This window comes from Streptomyces sp. NPDC044704 (genome assembly GCF_056433525.1).
This window is the reverse complement of record NZ_JBWKGY010000005.1, coordinates 578,225-595,809: the sequence shown is the minus strand read 5'-3', so window position 1 is coordinate 595,809 and position 17,585 is coordinate 578,225. Positions and strand designations below refer to the sequence as shown.

The following is a 17,585-nucleotide window of genomic DNA, read 5'->3' as shown; positions in this document are numbered from 1 at the left end:
CAGGTTCTTGTTACTTCTTGAGAAGGCCCTTCGACTCCAGATAGGCCTTCGCGACGTCCGCCGGCTTGGCGCGCTCCGCGTCGACCTTCCGGTTCAGCTCGACGAGGTCGGCCGTGGTGAGCACCTTCGTGATCTTGCCGAGGGCCTCCGCGACCTCCGGGGCCCCGGCGTCCTTGGCGTTGACCACCGGCAGCACGTTGTCGGCGTTCTGGAGCTTCTTGTCGTCCTCCAGCAGGACCAGGCCGTAGCCGTCGAGGGTGGCGTCGGTGGTCGTGGTCAGCACCAGCTGGTCGACGCCGTCCTTGACGGCCTGCTTGGCCTGCGGGGTGCCGACGCCCTTGGGGTCGACGCCCGAAACGGCGATTCCGTACGTCTTCTCCAACCCCGGTGCGCAGAACGGCCGGACGGCGCATTCGTCACCGGCGGCGATCTTCACCTTGAGACCGGACTTGCCGAGATCGGAAAGGGTCTTGAGGTTGTTCTTCTGGGCGAATTCCTTGGTCACCGCGAAGGCGTTCTGGTCGACGGCCTCACCGGCCGGCAGGGCCTTGAGGCCCAGCGGCGCCGCGAGCTTCTCCAGGGCCGCCACCGTGGCGGCCGCGTCGCTGGAGGCGACCGGCTTGTCCTTCGGCGCGTCCGGTCCGTTGACCTTGGCGTTCAGGAACTCCGCGAGGGTGGCCGCGTACTCGGGGACGACGTCGATCTCGCCCTTCTCCAGCGACGGCTCGTACAGCTCGCGGTTGTTGACCGTGGTGATGGAGGTGCCGTAGCCCGCGTCCTTCAGGACCTGCGCGTACAGCTCGGCCAGCACGTTGGACTCGGTGAACCCGGCCGCGCCGATGACCAGCTTCCCCTTGGCCCCGCCGGCGGAGGAGGACGCGTCGGCGGAGGACCCGCCGTCCTTGGTCTTCTCCAGACTGTCGCCGCCGCACGCGGCGAGCGACACGGTCAGGGCCACCGCGCCCAGGGTCGCGCCGAGGATGCGCGTGGACTTGCTCATCAAAGCTCCTTCAGGGAAAACGGTCGGACGGAAACGGGGTACGGCCGCCGTCGCGCGGCGGGGGCCGGCTCAGCCGCTCAGCGCGACGGCGCCGGACGACGCAGCAGCAGGCGGTCCGCGGCCACCAGCGCGCCCTCCACCAGCAGGGCCAGCAGGGCGACCAGCACCGCCCCGGCGACGACCTGCGCCGTGTTGTACGTGTTGAAGCCGGCGGTGATGATCCTGCCCAGGCCGCCCTGCCCGACCATCGCGGCGATCGTGGCGGTGGCGATGACCTGGACGGCGCCCGAGCGCAGGCCCGTCATCACCAGGTCCCGGGCGAGCGGCAGTTCCACCCGCAGGAACAGCTGGCGGCCTGACATGCCCATGCCCCGGGCGGCCTCGACCACCGACCGGTCCACCTCGCGCATGCCCACGTAGGCGTTGGTCAGCAGCGGGGGGATCGCGAAGAGGACGAGCGCGACGACGGTCGGGAGGTAACCGGCACTGCGCAGCGGCGACACCATGAACAGGGCCAGCACCGCGAAGACCGGGACGGCCCGGCCGGCGTTGGAGACGTTCACCGCGAGGGCGCCGCCCTTGCCGAGGTGGCCGAGCCACAGGCCGATCGGCAGGGCCACCGCGCAGGCGATGGCCAGGGCGATCCCGCTGACGTAGACGTGCTCGCCGAGCCGGTGCCAGACGCCGTTCTCCCCGGACCAGTTGGCGCCGTTCGCCAGCCAGTCCCAGGCCCCTTCCAGCACGCCCACGGCCTCAGGCCCCCTTCAGGGATCCGGCCGCCCGGGCGGACCGGCCGCCACGGGCGGTGCGCTCGCGGCGGTCCGTACGGGTCCACGGCGTCAGCAGCCGCTGCACGCCGAGCAGCAGCAGGTCGGCGACCAGCGCCAGCAGGACGCACAGCACCGAGGCGGTGAGCACCTGCGCCTTGAAGGAACTGTTCACGGCCGGGGCGATCAGGTTGCCGAGGCCGCCCTTGCCGACGATCGAGCCGACGGTGGTCAGGGCCACGGTCGACACGGTGGCGATCCGCACCCCGGCGAGCAGGGCGGGCAGCGCCAGCGGCAGTTCGACCTGCCACAGCAGCAGCCGGGGGCCGTAGCCCATCCCGCGCGCGGCCTCCCGCACCTCCTCGGGGACGGCTTCCAGGCCGGCCAGCACGTTGCGGACGAGGATGGTCAGCGAGTACAGCACCAGGCCGGTCACCACGAGCGCCGCCGAGAGCCCGAAGAGCGGCAGCAGCAGCGAGAACATGGCCAGGGAGGGGACCGTGTAGAGCAGGGTGGTCAGGCCGAGCACGGGAGCCGCCCAGTGGCGGCCGCGGCGGGCGAGCAGCGCCAGCGGTACGGACACGGCCACGCCGATCAGCACCGAGGCGGCGGTGATCCAGACGTGTTCGACGGTGGCGTCGGTGAGCTCCTGGGAGCGGGAGGTGACGTACTCCCAGCACAGCCAGTCGTTCGCCACGAGGCAGTTCTGCCCCGCCATGCCCCCACCCCCCGTCATCGAACGCGCGTCCCGCCGACAACCTGCCGACAACTCAGAAGCGACCATAACCCCCGGCACCGACAATGGCCGGAAACCTTCGCACGGCGGCAACACTCTCCTAACAAAGGCTTCGCCCAAACCCGGCGACGGGTGCGCGAGGATGAGGGTGTGATCCGATTCGAGCATGTGACCAAGCGCTACCCCGACGGGACGACGGCCGTGGAGGACCTGTCCTTCGAGGTGGCGGAGGGCGAGCTGGTCACGCTCGTGGGCCCGTCCGGCTGCGGCAAGACGACCACGATGAAGATGGTCAACCGGCTCATCGAGCCGACGTCCGGCCGGATCCTGCTCGGCGGCGAGGACATCGCCGCCGCCGATCCGGTCGAACTGCGCCGCCGCATCGGCTACGTCATCCAGCAGGTCGGCCTGTTCCCCCACAAGACGGTGCTGGAGAACACCGCGACGGTGCCGCAGCTGATCGGCACCCCGAAGGCCAAGGCCCGCGCGCGGGCCGCCGAACTCCTCGAACTCGTCGGACTGGACCCGTCCGTCTACGGGGGCCGGTACCCGCAGCAGCTGTCGGGCGGGCAGCGCCAGCGCGTCGGCGTCGCCCGCGCGCTCGCGGCCGATCCGCCGGTGCTGCTGATGGACGAACCCTTCGGCGCGGTGGACCCGGTGGTCCGCGAGCGGCTCCAGAACGAGTTCCTGACGCTCCAGCGGACCGTCCGCAAGACGATCCTGCTCGTCACCCACGACCTCGACGAGGCCGTCCGGCTCGGCGACCGCATCGCCGTGTACGGAACGGGCACCATCGAGCAGTTCGCCCGCCCGGCCGCCGTCCTCGCCGCGCCCGCGACCGAGTACGTGGCCTCCTTCGTCGGCTCCGACCGGGGCCTCAAGCGCCTCGCCGTCACCCCGGTCGGGAAGGCCGACCTGATCCCGGCGCAAGCGGAGGCCCCGGCCACCAGCGTGGCCCTCGGCTCCTCGCTGCGCGAGGCCCTGTCCGCCCTGCTCCAGGAGGACTCGGGCCGGATCGGCGTCACGGATCCGGACTCCGGCGCGCTGGTCGGCGTACTCACCCCGGAAGCCGTCCACCAGGCACTGCGCCGAACCCGCCCGCACGAAGCGGAGTAGCGGCCCGGGTACGGCAGAGGGGCCCGGCCGTACTGGCCGGGCCCCTCCGCCGTGTCCGCGCACCGGCCTCAGGCCTGGATGCGCCCGCTCATCCACGTGAGCATCGGCGGGATCTCGCGCCGCCACGTGTTGAAGTTGTGGCCACCGCTGTCGAGGATGATCGAGGAGACCCGGTCCGGGCCCTTGACCAGCTTGATGAACTTCTTCGTGTCCGCCAGGTTCGGCTCGCCGATCTCGCTGCTGGTGACGAGGAACGAGGTGCCGGCCGGCTTCCTGTTCTCCATCGTGTGCAGCACGTCCGCGCGCTTCTTCAGCTTCTCGTCGCCGTGGAACAGGTCACCGGTGGTCGGGTCGTTCGGGGCGTCGTAGTAAGCGGACAGACCCGCGGCGGCACCGAAGGTCTGCGGGTGGTGCGCGGCGATCTTCAGGGCGCAGTAGCCGCCCGTGGAGTTCCCGATGAAGCCCATGTTCTGCGGCTTCTTGCCGACCCGGAAGGTGTCCTGGATGGCCTGCGGCAGGTCCTGGGCGAAGAAGGTCTCGGTCTGCGGTCCGCCGGGTATGTCCACGCACTCGGTGTCGCGCGGCGGCGCGATGGTCGGCCGCAGCATGACCAGGATCATCGGCTTCATCTTGCCCGCCTTCGACAGGCTGAAGGCCTTCATCGGGTAGTCGAGCCCTTTGATCAGGTTCTCGGCAGTGCCCGGGTAGCCGGTCAGGACGATCGACGCGGGAAAGTTCTGGTCCTTGTGCTGTGGCTGGAAGTACTCGGGCGGGAGCCACACGTAGCCGGGACTCGTTATCTTCGACTTCTGCCCGGATATGGCAACCTTCAGGATCTGCCCACCGACGTGGGGGGTCGCCCCGCCGGGCACGTCAAGCTTCTGCTTGTCGACGACCTTGATGTCCTTGCTGCTCATCGAGTGGTCGACGACCTTGCCGATGGACGTCTCCTGGCCGAACAGGTCGGCCCAGGAACCGTAGAACTGGAACGACTTGTTGGCTGCCAGACCGATCGCCGAGAACAGCGCCAGCTGGGTCGCGAGGAGGAGACCGATCCGGCCGGCGACCGAGCGCCAGGTGCGGCCCGAGAGCTTCGGCCAGAACCACACCGTGGCTGCGAACAGCAGCACACCGGCGACGATGGCCAGCGCCAGAACCGTATTACTGGTGAGACCCATGAGCAGTCAGTCGACTTTCTGATGGCAGGACTGGATTTTTCCGACGGAAGAGTGAACCCGCTCCTCGTCGATGTCGTCCTAATGGACGCACCACACACCGGAGGCTGTCGCGGTCTTCGGCCACATGATCTCTCGCGGAGCAACGGGAAGCGATGTCTAGCAGGATAGATGGCGATAAGTCGGGACAGGTTCCGAGCAGGGTCCGCCGAATCCTCCGTGGTCCACGGCCGGAGTCGGTGCCCGGCCTGGTAGGTACGGCCGTCATGATCGTCGGCCTTCTGGACATCGCGGCGGGTGTCTTCCCGCGGTTCCGGCACAGCCGGATCCACGCGGTCACCGAGGTGCTGCCCGGTTCGCTGGGCCCCTTCGCCGCGGCCATGTCCATCAGCGCGGGCGTGCTGCTCCTGCTGCTCGCCCACGGCCTCAAGCGGCACAAGCGGCGGGCCTGGCGGGCCGCCGTCGTCCTGCTGCCCGCGGGCGCGGTGGCGCAGTTCATGTACCGCCACTCCTTCATCGGCGTGGTCATCGCCGCGGTGCTCCTCGCACTGCTGCTGCGCCACCAGGGTGAATTCAAGGCCCTGCCGGACCCGCGCAGCCGCTGGAAGGCGCTCGCGAACTTCGTACTCATGAGCGCCGGCTCCATCGGGCTCGGCCTGGTCATCGTCAACGTGCACCCGGGCAAGGTCGTCGGCCGCCCGAGCCTGTACGAGCAGATCACGCACGTCGTCTACGGCCTCTTCGGCTTCGAGGGACCCGTCGACTACGCCGGCCGGGTCTCCTGGACCGTCGGCTACTCCCTCGGCGCGCTCGGCATGCTGACCGCCCTCACCACCATCTACCTGGCCTTCCGCCCCGAGCACCCCGCCGCCCAGCTCACCCCGGACGACGAGACGAAGCTCCGCGAGCTGCTCGCCCGGCACGGCGGCCGCGACTCCCTCGGCCACTTCGCCCTCCGCCGCGACAAGGCCGTCGTCTTCTCCCCGAGCGGCAAGGCCGCCGTCACCTACCGGGTCGTCTCCGGCGTCATGCTCGCCTCCGGCGACCCCATCGGCGACGTCGAGGCCTGGCCCGGCGCCATCGAACGGTTCATGGAGGAGGCCAAGGCCCACTCGTGGACCCCCGCCGTCATGGGCTGCAGCGAGACCGGCGGCGAGGTCTGGACCCGCGAGACCGGACTCGACGCCCTGGAGCTGGGTGACGAGGCGATCGTCGACGTCAAAGACTTCTCCCTCGCCGGCCGCGCCATGCGCAACGTCCGCCAGATGGTGAAGCGCATCGAGCGCAACGGCTACACCACCAAGGTCCGCCGGGTCAGCGAGCTGACCGAGGCCGAGCTGGAGCAGGTGCGCGGCGCCGCAGAGGCCTGGCGCGGCACCGACACCGAGCGCGGGTTCTCCATGGCCCTGGGCCGGGTCGGCGACCCGGGCGACGGCGACTGCTTCATCGCCACCGCCCACCGGGTGGAAGAGGGCGACACCAGCCCCTTCGGCGACCTGAAGGCCGTCCTGCACTTCGTGCCCTGGGGCAAGGACGGCATGTCGCTGGAGCTGATGCGCCGCGACCGCGCCGCCGACCCCGGCATGAACGAGCTGCTCATCGTGGCCTCCCTGGAGGCCGCCCCCGCCCTGAAGATCGAGAAGGTCTCCCTGAACTTCGCGATGTTCCGCTCGGCCCTGGCCCGCGGCGAGAAGATCGGCGCCGGCCCGGTGCTGCGCATGTGGCGCGGACTGCTGGTCTTCCTGTCCCGCTGGTTCCAGATCGAGTCGCTCTACAAGTTCAACGCAAAGTTCCGCCCCCGCTGGGAGCCCCGCTTCGTCGTCTTCCGCCAGACCCGCGACCTGCCCCGCATCGGCTTCGCCGCGATGCAGGCCGAGGGCTTCGTGACGCTGGCCCTGCCCCGGCTGTTCGCCAGCCGCCGCCGCCCCAAGCCGGTCCGCACCTGCGCCCACGAGCACCTCTCCGCGAAGGTTCCGGCCCAGGCGGAGCGCGAGGTCCAGGCCGCCTGACGCCCGCCGGGCGCGGTACGCACTCCCGGGCCCGGCGGCACACCCCGCCGGGCCCGTTCCCTTTCCCCGCACGGCCGCGGCGGCCCACCCGGATCCCCGTGAAACGCCCGGCCAGGACACGGGCTCTACCCTGGGACCCATGAACAACAACCGCGGAGCCGCCGCCAGGGGCCGGGTGACAGGTCTGCCCGACTGGGACCGCTGCGGGGTCATGGGCGTCGTCAACGTCACGCCCGACTCCTTCTCCGACGGCGGCCGCTGGTTCGACACCACCGCGGCCGTCAAGCGCGGCCTCGACCTCGTCGCCCAGGGCGCCGACCTCGTGGACGTCGGCGGCGAATCCACCCGCCCCGGCGCCTCCCGCGTCGACGCGGAGGAGGAGCTGCGCCGGGTCGTGCCCGTGGTGCGCGGCCTCGCCTCCGAAGGGGTCGCCGTCTCCGTCGACACCATGCGCGCGGCCGTCGCCGCCCGCGCCGTCGAGGCCGGCGCCGTCCTCGTCAACGACGTCAGCGGCGGCCTCGCCGACCCCGGCATGATCCCGGCCGTCGCCGCCGCCGAGGTGCCCTTCGTGGTCATGCACTGGCGCGGCTTCAGCGAGGGCATGAACAGCCTCGCCGTCTACGAGGACGTCCTCGGCGAGGTCACCGCCGAACTCCGGACCCGCATCGACGCCGTCGTCTCCGGCGGCATCGCCCCCGAGCGGATCGTCGTCGACCCCGGCCTCGGCTTCGCGAAGAACGCCGAGCACGACCTGGCCCTCGTCGCCCGCCTCCCCGAGCTCCGCGCGCTCGGCTTCCCCCTGCTGGTCGCCGCCTCGCGGAAGCGTTTCCTCGGACGGGTCCTGGCCGGCGCCGCCGACGCCTCCCCGCCCCCGGCCCGCGAGCGGGACGCCGCCACGGCCGCCGTCTCCGCCATAGCCGCCCACCAGGGCGCCTGGGCCGTCCGGGTGCACGAGGTACGGGCGACCGCGGACGCGGTTCGGGTGGCCCGTGCCGTGGAAGGGGCACTGTGATCCGCCGGACAGACAGGGAAGGGGCACGGTGAGCCGTACCGACATCGAAGCCGTCGAAGAGGTCAACGCGGCCTTCTACGAGGCCATGGAGCGGGGGGACTTCGACGCACTGTCGGCGCTCTGGCTCGAAGACGAGATCTCCTGCGTGCACCCGGGCTGGCCGGTCCTCTCGGGCCGCGGGGAGGTGCTGCGCTCGTACGCGCTGATCATGTCCCACACCGAGTACATCCAGTTCTTCCTCACCGACACCAAGGTGGCCCTGATAGGCGACACCGCCCTGGTCACGTGCACCGAGAACATCCTCAGCGGCGGGCCCGCCGAGGACGGCGGCGAGCTGGGCCCCCTCGTGGGCCAGCTGGTGGTCGCCACGAATGTGTTCCGACGCACACCGGAGGGCTGGCGGCTCTGGTCCCACCACGGTTCTCCGGTCCTCACGGACTCCGATGACGAGGAAGAAGAGGGCACCGACTGACCCCAAGGGCGGGGCCCGGGCTCCATCGCAGGTAAATTCGAAGGCGGACGACGCCGACCGCACTCGGCGTAGGCCCATGGCCCCGGGTGTCCCGGGGGCCGGAAGCACCTACGAAAGCAGGAGTGATTCGCGTGGATCGTGTCGCGCTGCGCGGCCTCAAGGCTCGCGGGCACCACGGCGTCTTCCCCCGGGAGCGCGAAGAGGGCCAGACCTTCATCGTCGACCTCGTGCTGCACATCGACACCCGCCCCGCGGCGGCCGACGACGACCTGGCCAAGACCGTGCACTACGGAGTGGTCGCCGAGGAAGTCGTCGACGTGGTCCAGGGCGAGCCCGTGGACCTGATCGAGACGCTCGCCGAGCGGATCGCCCAGCAGTGCCTCAAGCACGAAGCGGTGGCACAGGTGGAGGTCGTCGTCCACAAGCCGGACGCGCCCATCACCGTCCCCTTCGACGACGTGACCATCACGATCACCCGGAGCCGCGCATGAACAACGGACTGAACGCACAGAGCGACCCCACCGTCCAGCCGGTGCCCGCCTCCGTCGTCGAGGCGGTCGACGCGGCGGACGTCACGCTGTCCAACCCCAAATGGGCCGTCGTCGCGCTCGGCGCGAACCTCGGCAACCGGCTGGAGACCCTCCAGGGCGCCATCGACGCCCTCGGCGACACCCCGGGCCTGCGGGTCAAGGCCGTCTCCCCCGTCTACGAGACCGAGCCGTGGGGCGTCGAGCCCGGCTCTCAGCCCTCGTACTTCAACGCGGTCATCGCGGTGAAGACCACCCTGCCGCCGTCGTCGCTCCTGGAGCGCGGCCACGCCATCGAGGAGGCCTTCGACCGCGTCCGCGAGGAGCGCTGGGGGCCCCGCACCATCGACGTCGACATCGTCTCCTACGCCGACGTGGTCTCCGACGACCCCGTCCTCACCCTCCCGCACCCCCGCGCCCACCAGCGGGCCTTCGTCCTCGCCCCCTGGCACGACATCGACCCCGAGGCCCAGGTCCCCGGCATCGGCCCCGTCGCCGCCCTGCTGGCCGGAATCGGCCTGGCCGGCGTCACGGCACGCCCGGACCTGGAACTCCGCCTCCCCGAGTAGTCGTTAGCCTGTTCACTGCTACTGGCTGAAAGTGGGGAACGGGCAAGTGAAGCAACTGAGGCCGGCGGTCCTGGCGGGCATCTTCCTGATCGCCGGGGTCCTGTCCTGGGCGGGTGCCCGGCTGTGGAACGCCTACGGGACCCTGCCGGGCGTCCCGCTGGCCGCCCCGATCGTGCTGGCCGTCATCGCGGCCGTGCTGTTCGCCACCGCCCTGTCGATGCGGAGCCGGCTGAAGGCCCAGCGCGAGCGGCGTCCGGGGGCCAAGGGCGTCGAGCCGCTGATGGCGGCCCGCGCCGTGGTCTTCGGGCAGGCCAGCGCCCTCGTCGCGGCGCTCGTCGCCGGCATGTACGGCGGGGTCGGCGTCTTCCTGCTCACCGACGCCCTCGACGTGCCCGCCCGCCGCGACCAGGCCTGGTACGCGGGCGGCTCCGTCCTCGCGGGCGCCGCCGTCATCGCCGCCGCACTCTTCCTGGAGCACGTCCTGAAGCTCCCCGAGGACGACGACCCGGGCAAGGCCCCGGCCACGGCCTGAGACGTCCCGGGGAAGCCGCGGGCCCCGGCCGAGGTACCCGGGCCCTCGGGGGGACGGCTCGGCCGCTCCCGGACCGGATCAGCGCGCGATGATCAGGGACATGGCCTCGTTGCGGGTCGCCGGATCGCGGAGCTGGCCGCGAACCGCCGAGGTGATGGTCTTCGCGCCGGGCTTGCGGACGCCGCGCATGGTCATGCACATGTGCTCGCACTCGATGACCACGATGACCCCGCGCGGGTCCAGTATCTCCATCAGGGAGTCCGCTATCTGGGTGGTCAGCCGCTCCTGGACCTGCGGCCGGCGGGCGAAGACGTCCACGAGCCGGGCCAGCTTCGACAGGCCGGTGATCTTGCCGTCGGAGGACGGGATGTAGCCGACGTGCGCGACACCGTGGAAGGGCACCAGGTGGTGCTCACAGTTCGACATGACCTCGATGTCCTTGACCAGGACCATCTCGTCGTGGCCCAGGTCGAACGTCGTCGTCAGGACCTCTTCGGGCTTCTGGTAGAGACCGGCGAATATCTCCTTGTACGCCCGCGCCACGCGCGCCGGCGTCTCCAGCAGGCCCTCGCGGTCGGGATCCTCGCCGACCGCGATCAGGAGCTCTCGGACGGCCGCCTCGGCGCGCTTCTCGTCGAACTCGCCGATCGTGCCCTCGCCACCGGTCAGGGTCACTGGGTCGGTCATCTCATCCTCGTTCCTGGTCCGTACACACGGCCACATGAAAAGTGCCGCGCCCCCCAGGCTAGAACCTGGGGGGCGCGGCATCCATTCCGGGCCTGATCAGGCCTCCGGACGCTCCTCCGGGGAGGGCTCCGGGGCCTTCTCCACCGACACGGCCGACGAGGGCGCCGAGGCGCCGTTGGCGGCGTTCGTCAGCTGGAGCTCCTTGGGAGAGAGCACCGGCGGACGGGTGGAGGGGGTGCGGCGGGAGGAGCCGGTCCACGCGGGACGGGCCGGACGCTTCACGATCGTGGAGAAGATCTCGGCGATCTGCTCCTTGTTCAGCGTCTCCTTCTCCAGCAGCGCGAGCACGAGGTTGTCCAGGACGTCCCGGTTCTCGACCAGGATCTCCCAGGCCTCGTTGTGCGCGGTCTCGATGAGCTTCTTGACCTCTTCGTCGACCAGCGCCGCGACCTCTTCCGAGTAGTCCCGCGGGTGCGACATCTCGCGGCCCAGGAACGGCTCGGTGTTGTCGCCGCCGAACTTGATCGCACCGAGACGCTCGGTCATGCCGTACTGCGTGACCATGGCCCGCGCCGTGGCGGTGGCCTTCTCGATGTCGTTCGCCGCGCCCGTCGTCGGGTCGTGGAAGACCAGCTCCTCGGCCGCGCGCCCGCCCAGCATGTACGCCAGCTGGTCGAGCATCTCGTTGCGCGTGGTCGAGTACTTGTCCTCGTCGGGCAGGACCATGGTGTAACCCAGGGCCCGGCCGCGGGACAGGATCGTGATCTTGTGGACCGGGTCGGAGTTCGGGGAGGCCGCCGCGACCAGGGCGTGTCCGCCCTCGTGGTACGCGGTGATCTTCTTTTCCTTGTCCGACATGATCCGGGTCCGCTTCTGCGGGCCCGCCACGACGCGGTCGATGGCCTCGTCGAGCGCGTGGTTGTCGATCAGCTTCTTGTCCGAGCGGGCCGTGAGCAGCGCGGCCTCGTTCAGGACGTTGGAGAGATCGGCACCGGTGAAGCCGGGCGTGCGCCGGGCAACCGCGCCCAGGTCGACGTCCGGGGCGACCGGCTTGCCCTTCTGGTGGACCTTGAGGATCTCCAGACGGCCCTGCATGTCCGGGCGGTCGACCGCGATCTGCCGGTCGAAGCGGCCCGGGCGCAGCAGTGCCGGGTCGAGGATGTCAGGACGGTTCGTGGCGGCGATCAGGATGACCCCGCCCTTGACGTCGAAACCGTCCATCTCGACCAGCAGCTGGTTGAGGGTCTGCTCGCGCTCGTCGTGACCGCCGCCGAGACCCGCACCGCGGTGCCGGCCGACGGCGTCGATCTCGTCGACGAAGACGATCGCCGGCGCGTTGGCCTTGGCCTGCTCGAACAGGTCGCGGACACGCGAGGCACCGACACCGACGAACATCTCGACGAAGTCGGATCCGGAGATCGAGTAGAAGGGAACGCCGGCCTCGCCCGCGACGGCGCGCGCGAGCAGGGTCTTGCCGGTGCCGGGCGGGCCGTAGAGCAGCACGCCCTTGGGGATCTTGGCGCCGACGGCCTGGAACTTCGCCGGCTCCTGGAGGAACTCCTTGATCTCGTGGAGTTCCTCGACGGCCTCGTCCGATCCCGCGACGTCGGCGAACGTCGTCTTCGGGGTGTCCTTGGTGATGAGCTTGGCCTTGGACTTCCCGAAGTTCATGACCCGGGAGCCGCCGCCCTGCATCTGGTTCATCAGGAACAGGAAGACCACGACGATGAGGACGAAGGGCAGGAGCGAGAGCAGCACGCTCAGGAACGGGCTGGTCTTGTCCGGGGTGACGGAGTATCCGTCCGGGATCTGACCGGCTTCGTACTTGGTCTGGAGGTTCTGGGCGAGCTGTACGCCCTGATCCCCGATGTAGTTGGCCTGGAACTTGGTGCCGTCGTTGTTGCCGAGCTTCTGGTCCTTCTTGAGCTCGATCTTGATCATCTGGCTGTCGCCGGTGGTCAGCTTGGCGCTCTCCACCTGGCCACTGTTGATCGCCTTGATGACCTCGCTGGTCTCCACCGACTTGTAGCCGCCGCCGGAGCCGACGACGTTCATCAACACGACCACGGCGAGGACGGCCAGCACGATCCACATGACCGGCCCACGGAAGTATCGCTTCACGTCCATCCATACGGGGCGCTAGGCACCCCGTCCCTCCTGCCCGTAGGTAAATGCTGCTGTGAGTAAAGACTGTTCTTCGGAATGTACCCCTGTATTGTCACCCGCGGCCCCGTGGGACGGCTGACAGACCCGCCTTCCCCTGCTCCAACGGCGGGAATCGCCCCGAGGTTCCCCAGGTTCCCCCGCGGTCTTGGCCGGGGGCGCGGTTCCTCGGTGGCGGCTGCGCGGGTGGCGCGGCCAGGGGGTGTCAGCCGCCGTAGACGTGCGGGGCGAGCGTGCCGACGAACGGCAGGTTGCGGTACTTCTCCGCGTAGTCGAGGCCGTAGCCCACGACGAACTCGTTCGGGATGTCGAAGCCGACCCACTTCACGTCGATCGCGACCTTCGCGGCGTCGGGCTTGCGCAGCAGCGTGACGACCTCCAGGGAGGCCGGCTGGCGCGAGCCCAGGTTCGACAGCAGCCAGGACAGCGTCAGACCGGAGTCGATGATGTCCTCGACGATCAGGACGTGCTTGTCCTTGATGTCGGTGTCCAGGTCCTTGAGGATCCGCACCACGCCGGAGGACTGGGTCCCGGCGCCGTAGGAGGACACCGCCATCCAGTCCATGGTGAGCGGGGTGGACAAGGCGCGCGCCAGGTCCGCCATCACCATCACCGCGCCCTTGAGCACGCCGACGATGAGCAGGTCCTTGCCCGCGTACTCCGCGTCGATCTTCGCGGCCAGCTCGGCCAGCTTCGCGTCGATCTCTTCCTTGGTGATGAGCACCGACTGGAGGTCGCTGCCCATGTCCTTCTCGTCCACCCGCATCACTTTCGTTGTCGGCCGGGGCTCCGGGGGGTGTCCCCGGAGGACTCAGCCGTGTTTCAGCACCAATCAGCCCTGCCGGATGACAAGTCTGCCACCCTGCCGCTGGGCCTCGACGCGGCCGGGCAGGTTGATGGCGCCCTGACCGCGCCAGCCGGTGATGAGGCGGTCCACTTCCTCGATGTGGCGGGCGAACAGGGAACCCGAGGGGGATCCGGCCGCGACCACGGCCCTGCGCAGCACGCGGCGCCGTACGGCCGGGGGCAGGGCGTACAGCTTGGCGCACTCCAGGCGTCCGTCATCGTCACGTACGCCGGCCTCCGCGTCGGCGGCCCAGGCGTCCAGGGCGTCCGCGTCGTCCCGGGAGAGCTGCGCGGTGCGGGCGAGCGCCTCGACGACTCCCTTGCCGAGCGCCTTCTCCAGGGCGGGCAGTCCCTCGTGGCGCAGCCGGGAGCGGGTGTAGGCGGGGTCGATGTTGTGCGGGTCGTCCCAGACGGGGAGGGACTGGACCATGCAGGCCTTGCGGGCGGTCTGCCGGTCGATCTGGAGGAAGGGGCGGCGGTAGCGCTTGGTGCGGCCGGGTCCTCCGGAGACCTCCGCCATGCCCGAGAGGGAGCGGATGCCGGAGCCGCGGGCGAGGCCGAGCAGGACGGTTTCCGCTTGGTCGTCACGCGTGTGGCCGAGCAGGACGGCGGCGGCTCCCAGCCGGTCCGCGGCCTCGTCGAGGGCGGAGTAGCGGGCGTCGCGGGCGGCGGCTTCGGGTCCGCCGTCGCGGCCGACGCGCACGGCGACGGACTCCACCGGGTCGAGGCGGAGTGCGGTCATGCGGGTGACGACCTCGGCGGCGCGCAGGTCGGAGCCGGCCTGGAGGCCGTGGTCGACGGTGATGCCGCCGGCCCGGATGCCGAGCTTGGGGGCTTCGAAGGCGAGGGCGGAGGCGAGTGCCATGGAGTCGGCGCCGCCGGAGCAGGCGACGAGGACGAGTGGCGGGGCGCCGTCCGGGGTGCGGGGGGTTCCCCGGGTCGGGGTCCGGGGGTGGTCGGTGAGGTCGGTGAGGACGTCGTGGAGTACGCGGCGGACCGCCAGGCGTATCGCCGCGACCGCAGGATGGGGACCCATGTCCGGTGCCCTTCGTGGAGTTCGGATGCTCGGAGGCGTTGGGGTGGTGCGAGGGGGTGCTGTTCGGCGCTGTTCGGTGCTGCCCGGTTCGCTGTCCGGTGTCCGCGGGATCCCGCGGAGGAGCCCCCGGAAGGAGCGGGTTGTCACTCAGAGTGCGTCGATGGTGACAGAACCGAGCCGTTCCCCGAGCATCGCACGCCCTTGCACGGCCCACGGTCCCTCGGACGGGTGACGCTGCTTCCCCCAGTGAGACATGTTTACGCCCCCTGCGTCACCTTCCTTAGCTCCCTTCGCTCCCCCTGCCGTGCACCCGGGCCACCCAGTCCGCGGGCTTGGCGATCTCCGCTTTGGTCGGCAGCGTGTTCGGTGAGGTCCAGACTCGGTTGAAGCCGTCCATGCCGACCTGGCCGACGACGGCGCGCACGAAGCGCTCGCCGTCGCGGTACTGGCGGAGCTTGGCGTCGAGGCCGAGGAGCTTGCGCAGGGCGGCGTCGAGGCGGCCCGCGCCGCTGGCCCTGCGCTGCTGGAACTTCTCGCGGATCTCGGCGACGGAGGGGACGACCTCGGGTCCGACGCCGTCCATGACGAAGTCGGCGTGGCCCTCCAGGAGGGACATGACGGCGGTGAGGCGGCTCAGCACCTCGCGCTGTTCGGGGGTCTGGACGAGCTCGACGAGCGAGCGGCCCTCGTCGCCGTCCTCGGCTTCCGGGCGGGCCCCGGCGAAGGACTGGACGGCCTCGCGGAGGCGTTCCAGGACGGTGGAGGGGTCCATTTCGGTGGCGCCGAGGAACGTCTGGATTTCGCCCTCCAGGTGGGCGCGCAGCCACGGGACGGCCGTGAACTGGGTACGGTGCGTCTCCTCGTGCAGGCAGACCCACAGCCGGAAGTCGTGCGGGTTGACCCCGAGCTCGCGCTCGACGTGCACGATGTTCGGGGCGACGAGGAGCAGCCTGCCGCCGGTCGCGGCGGAGCCGGGCAGGTCGAGGCCGCCCGGTGCGAAGGTCTCGTACTGGCCGAGGACGCGGGAGGCCAGGAAGCTGAGCAGCATGCCCAGCTCGACGCCGGTGACCTTGCCGCCGACCGCGCCGAGGACGGCGCCGCCGGCGCCGGTGCCGCGGCGCTCCTGCATCTTGCCGAGGAGCGGGCCGAGGAGTTCGCGGAACCCGGCCACGTTGGCCTTGACCCATCCGGCCCGGTCGACGACGAGGACGGGCGTGTCGGGGACGGAGGCCCCGCCGTCGGGCAGGGCGGCCATCATCCGGGTGAAGTCGCGCACGTGCTGTTCCGAGGTCCGCGCGTGCCGCCGCAGTTCCGCCACCACGGCCCGGGCCTCGTCGCGGCTGACTTCCGGACCCGGCCGCACGAGCCGGGTCGCGGTCGCCACCGCGAGGTTCCAGTCGACCATCTCCGCACCACCGATGCTCGTCATGCGTAAACCGTACGTGGACCTGCGCCGGAGCGGACCCCCTACGGTGTGGTGGCCACCGCGGCGGCCAGCTTGTCGAGGCCCTTCTCGGCGGCGGGACCGTCGGTGCTGTTGGCGGTGAGGAAGGCGAAGGCGAGGAGCCGTCCGGACGGGTCGACGGCGGTGCCGGCGAGGGAGTTCACGCCGGTCAGGGTGCCCGTCTTGGCCCGGAGCAGGCCCGCGGCGGGGGAGGTGCCGGCGTTGCGGGCGCGCAGGGTCCCGGTGAATCCGGCGACGGGCAGGCCGGTGAGGACGGGCCGCAGCTCGGGGTGGCGGGGGTCGGCGGCCTTGGCGAGGAGCCCGGTCAGGAGCCGGGTGCTGACCTTGTCGGCGCGGTTCAGGCCGCTGCCGTCGGCGAAGCGGGAGCCGCTGACGTCGAGGCCGAGGGCGGCGAGCTCGTCGGAGACGGCCTTCTCGGCGCCCTCGAAACTGGCGGGGGCGCCGGCGGCGAGGGCGGTCTGCCGGGCGAGGGCTTCGGCGATGTCGTTGTCGCTGTTGGTCAGCATCCGCTCGACGAGCCCCGCGAGCGGGGTGGAGTGGGTGGCGGCCAGCGGCTGCGCCCCGGCGGCGGCCTTGGTGCGGGCGGGGTCGCCGGTGACCTTGATGCCGCGTTCGCGGAGCAGGGCGGCGAAGGCGGCGGCGGTGTCCGTCGAGGGGTCGTCGCTGCGCTCGACGGGCCCGGAGACGGATTCGTCGGGGCGTCCTTCGTCGGCCGTGAGGGCGGTGACGGGGGCGATGTTGTCGTTGCGGCCGATCGGGTGCCGGACGGTGCCGGTGTAGAGGAAGTCGTCGTAGCCGAGGGTGACGGTGTCGGTGCCAGCGGCCTTGAGGGCCTGGGCGGTGTCGGCGGCGAGGGCGACGAGGCTGCCGCCGGATCCGGCGGGGCTCTTCTTCTTCGCGGTGAGCGAGGGGTCGCCGCCGCCGACCAGGACGATCTGCCCGGGCCCGGCCCCGGGGACCACCGTGGTCCGGATCCGGTGCTCGGGGCCGAGGGCGGCCAGCGCTGCCGCCGCCGTGGCGATCTTGATGGTGGAGGCCGGGGTCATGGCCTCGCCCGGCCCGGACTCGTAGAGGACCCGGCCCGTCGCGGTGTCGACCACCGAGGCGCTGCGGACGGTACCGAGCGCGCGGTCGGCGAGCAGCGGCCCGAGGACCCCGGCCAGCGCCGCGGAGCCGCCGGGGGCCGCGGCGGCCGGCTGGTCGGGCGCTCCGGTGCGCGGGGCGATGCCGGGCAGCACTCCGGGGGCGCTGGGCGCGGGCCGCGGCAGGCCGCCGGCGACGTGATCTCCGCCACCCGTATGGCTCCAGGAGGCGGCCCTGTCCCGCTCGGCCTTACGCTGGCCGGAGTCCCACGGACCGGCGGCTGCCACCGTCACCGCCGAGAGGGCGAGGCCGGCGACGGCCGACCCCGCGATGAGCTGCCACGTCTTGACCAATGGCACCTCGGACCAGCCCCTTTCGCGATCACACATA

17 protein-coding genes are annotated in these 17,585 nt (G+C 71.1%); 7 read left to right on the top strand and 10 right to left on the bottom strand.

Going from position 1 to position 17,585, the window contains the following annotated elements:
- Nucleotides 1–10: 10 nt before the first annotated feature.
- The 3 genes from AC07B0_RS16615 to AC07B0_RS16605 all read right to left on the bottom strand — a co-directional run bounded on the left by AC07B0_RS16615 (nt 11) and on the right by AC07B0_RS16605 (nt 2,485).
- The gene (locus AC07B0_RS16615) at nt 11–1,000 is read right to left on the bottom strand and encodes an ABC transporter substrate-binding protein (RefSeq protein WP_356871263.1); all 990 of its coding nucleotides are present in this window, start codon (nt 998–1,000) and stop codon (nt 11–13) included.
- A gap of 77 nt (nt 1,001–1,077) precedes the next feature.
- On the bottom strand, nt 1,078–1,749 hold the full coding sequence (locus tag AC07B0_RS16610) for an ABC transporter permease (protein ID WP_356871265.1): 672 nt from the start codon (nt 1,747–1,749) through the stop codon (nt 1,078–1,080).
- A 4-nt stretch (nt 1,750–1,753) separates the two neighbouring features.
- Complete coding sequence (locus tag AC07B0_RS16605; RefSeq protein ID WP_478898494.1) at nt 1,754–2,485, bottom strand: ABC transporter permease; 732 nt, start codon at nt 2,483–2,485, stop codon at nt 1,754–1,756.
- Between the two features lie 168 nt (nt 2,486–2,653).
- Between AC07B0_RS16605 and AC07B0_RS16600 the strand changes: the two genes are divergently transcribed.
- Entirely contained in the window at nt 2,654–3,619 is a 966-nt protein-coding gene (locus AC07B0_RS16600) for an ABC transporter ATP-binding protein (protein WP_356871269.1), read from the top strand.
- A 68-nt stretch (nt 3,620–3,687) separates the two neighbouring features.
- On the opposite strand, the gene AC07B0_RS16595 is transcribed toward AC07B0_RS16600, so the two are convergent.
- Nucleotides 3,688–4,797, bottom strand: coding sequence for an alpha/beta hydrolase (locus AC07B0_RS16595; RefSeq protein ID WP_356871271.1), 1,110 nt, complete (start codon nt 4,795–4,797; stop codon nt 3,688–3,690).
- A 152-nt stretch (nt 4,798–4,949) separates the two neighbouring features.
- Between AC07B0_RS16595 and AC07B0_RS16590 the strand changes: the two genes are divergently transcribed.
- The 6 genes from AC07B0_RS16590 to AC07B0_RS16565 all read left to right on the top strand — a co-directional run bounded on the left by AC07B0_RS16590 (nt 4,950) and on the right by AC07B0_RS16565 (nt 9,915).
- Nucleotides 4,950–6,803, top strand: a complete 1,854-nt coding sequence (locus tag AC07B0_RS16590; RefSeq protein WP_356871273.1) for a phosphatidylglycerol lysyltransferase domain-containing protein — start codon at nt 4,950–4,952, stop codon at nt 6,801–6,803.
- A 139-nt stretch (nt 6,804–6,942) separates the two neighbouring features.
- Complete coding sequence (folP, locus tag AC07B0_RS16585; protein WP_356871275.1) at nt 6,943–7,815, top strand: dihydropteroate synthase; 873 nt, start codon at nt 6,943–6,945, stop codon at nt 7,813–7,815.
- 85 nt (nt 7,816–7,900) lie between these two features.
- The gene (locus tag AC07B0_RS16580) at nt 7,901–8,287 is read left to right on the top strand and encodes a nuclear transport factor 2 family protein (RefSeq protein ID WP_467295767.1); all 387 of its coding nucleotides are present in this window, start codon (nt 7,901–7,903) and stop codon (nt 8,285–8,287) included.
- A gap of 131 nt (nt 8,288–8,418) precedes the next feature.
- Nucleotides 8,419–8,778 (top strand): dihydroneopterin aldolase, encoded by a 360-nt coding sequence (folB, locus tag AC07B0_RS16575; RefSeq protein ID WP_150209025.1) that lies wholly within the window; start codon nt 8,419–8,421, stop codon nt 8,776–8,778.
- A complete protein-coding gene (gene folK, locus AC07B0_RS16570) occupies nt 8,775–9,383 on the top strand; it encodes a 2-amino-4-hydroxy-6-hydroxymethyldihydropteridine diphosphokinase (RefSeq protein ID WP_356871279.1) in 609 nt (202 codons plus the stop codon). The genes folB and folK overlap by 4 nt, the downstream gene beginning before the upstream one ends.
- 46 nt (nt 9,384–9,429) lie before the next feature.
- Nucleotides 9,430–9,915: a DUF3180 domain-containing protein gene (locus AC07B0_RS16565; RefSeq protein ID WP_356871281.1), complete on the top strand. Its 486-nt coding sequence runs from the start codon at nt 9,430–9,432 to the stop codon at nt 9,913–9,915.
- Nucleotides 9,916–9,993: 78 nt separating this feature from the next.
- Here AC07B0_RS16565 and folE read toward each other — a convergent pair whose 3' ends face one another.
- The 6 genes from folE to dacB all read right to left on the bottom strand — a co-directional run bounded on the left by folE (nt 9,994) and on the right by dacB (nt 17,584).
- Nucleotides 9,994–10,602 (bottom strand): GTP cyclohydrolase I FolE, encoded by a 609-nt coding sequence (folE, locus tag AC07B0_RS16560; protein WP_356871283.1) that lies wholly within the window; start codon nt 10,600–10,602, stop codon nt 9,994–9,996.
- 96 nt (nt 10,603–10,698) lie between these two features.
- Entirely contained in the window at nt 10,699–12,729 is a 2,031-nt protein-coding gene (gene ftsH / locus AC07B0_RS16555; RefSeq protein ID WP_356871285.1) for an ATP-dependent zinc metalloprotease FtsH, read from the bottom strand.
- A gap of 241 nt (nt 12,730–12,970) precedes the next feature.
- Complete coding sequence (gene hpt / locus AC07B0_RS16550; protein WP_030158549.1) at nt 12,971–13,531, bottom strand: hypoxanthine phosphoribosyltransferase; 561 nt, start codon at nt 13,529–13,531, stop codon at nt 12,971–12,973.
- Between the two features lie 66 nt (nt 13,532–13,597).
- Entirely contained in the window at nt 13,598–14,647 is a 1,050-nt protein-coding gene (gene tilS, locus AC07B0_RS16545; RefSeq protein ID WP_469381413.1) for a tRNA lysidine(34) synthetase TilS, read from the bottom strand.
- 280 nt (nt 14,648–14,927) lie between these two features.
- Nucleotides 14,928–16,076, bottom strand: coding sequence for a zinc-dependent metalloprotease (locus tag AC07B0_RS16540; RefSeq protein WP_478898492.1), 1,149 nt, complete (start codon nt 16,074–16,076; stop codon nt 14,928–14,930).
- Between the two features lie 38 nt (nt 16,077–16,114).
- Nucleotides 16,115–17,584 carry a D-alanyl-D-alanine carboxypeptidase/D-alanyl-D-alanine endopeptidase gene (gene dacB, locus AC07B0_RS16535; protein ID WP_478898490.1) on the bottom strand — a complete coding sequence of 490 codons (1,470 nt, stop codon included), beginning with the start codon at nt 17,582–17,584 and terminating at the stop codon, nt 16,115–16,117.
- Nucleotide 17,585 lies beyond the last annotated feature (1 nt).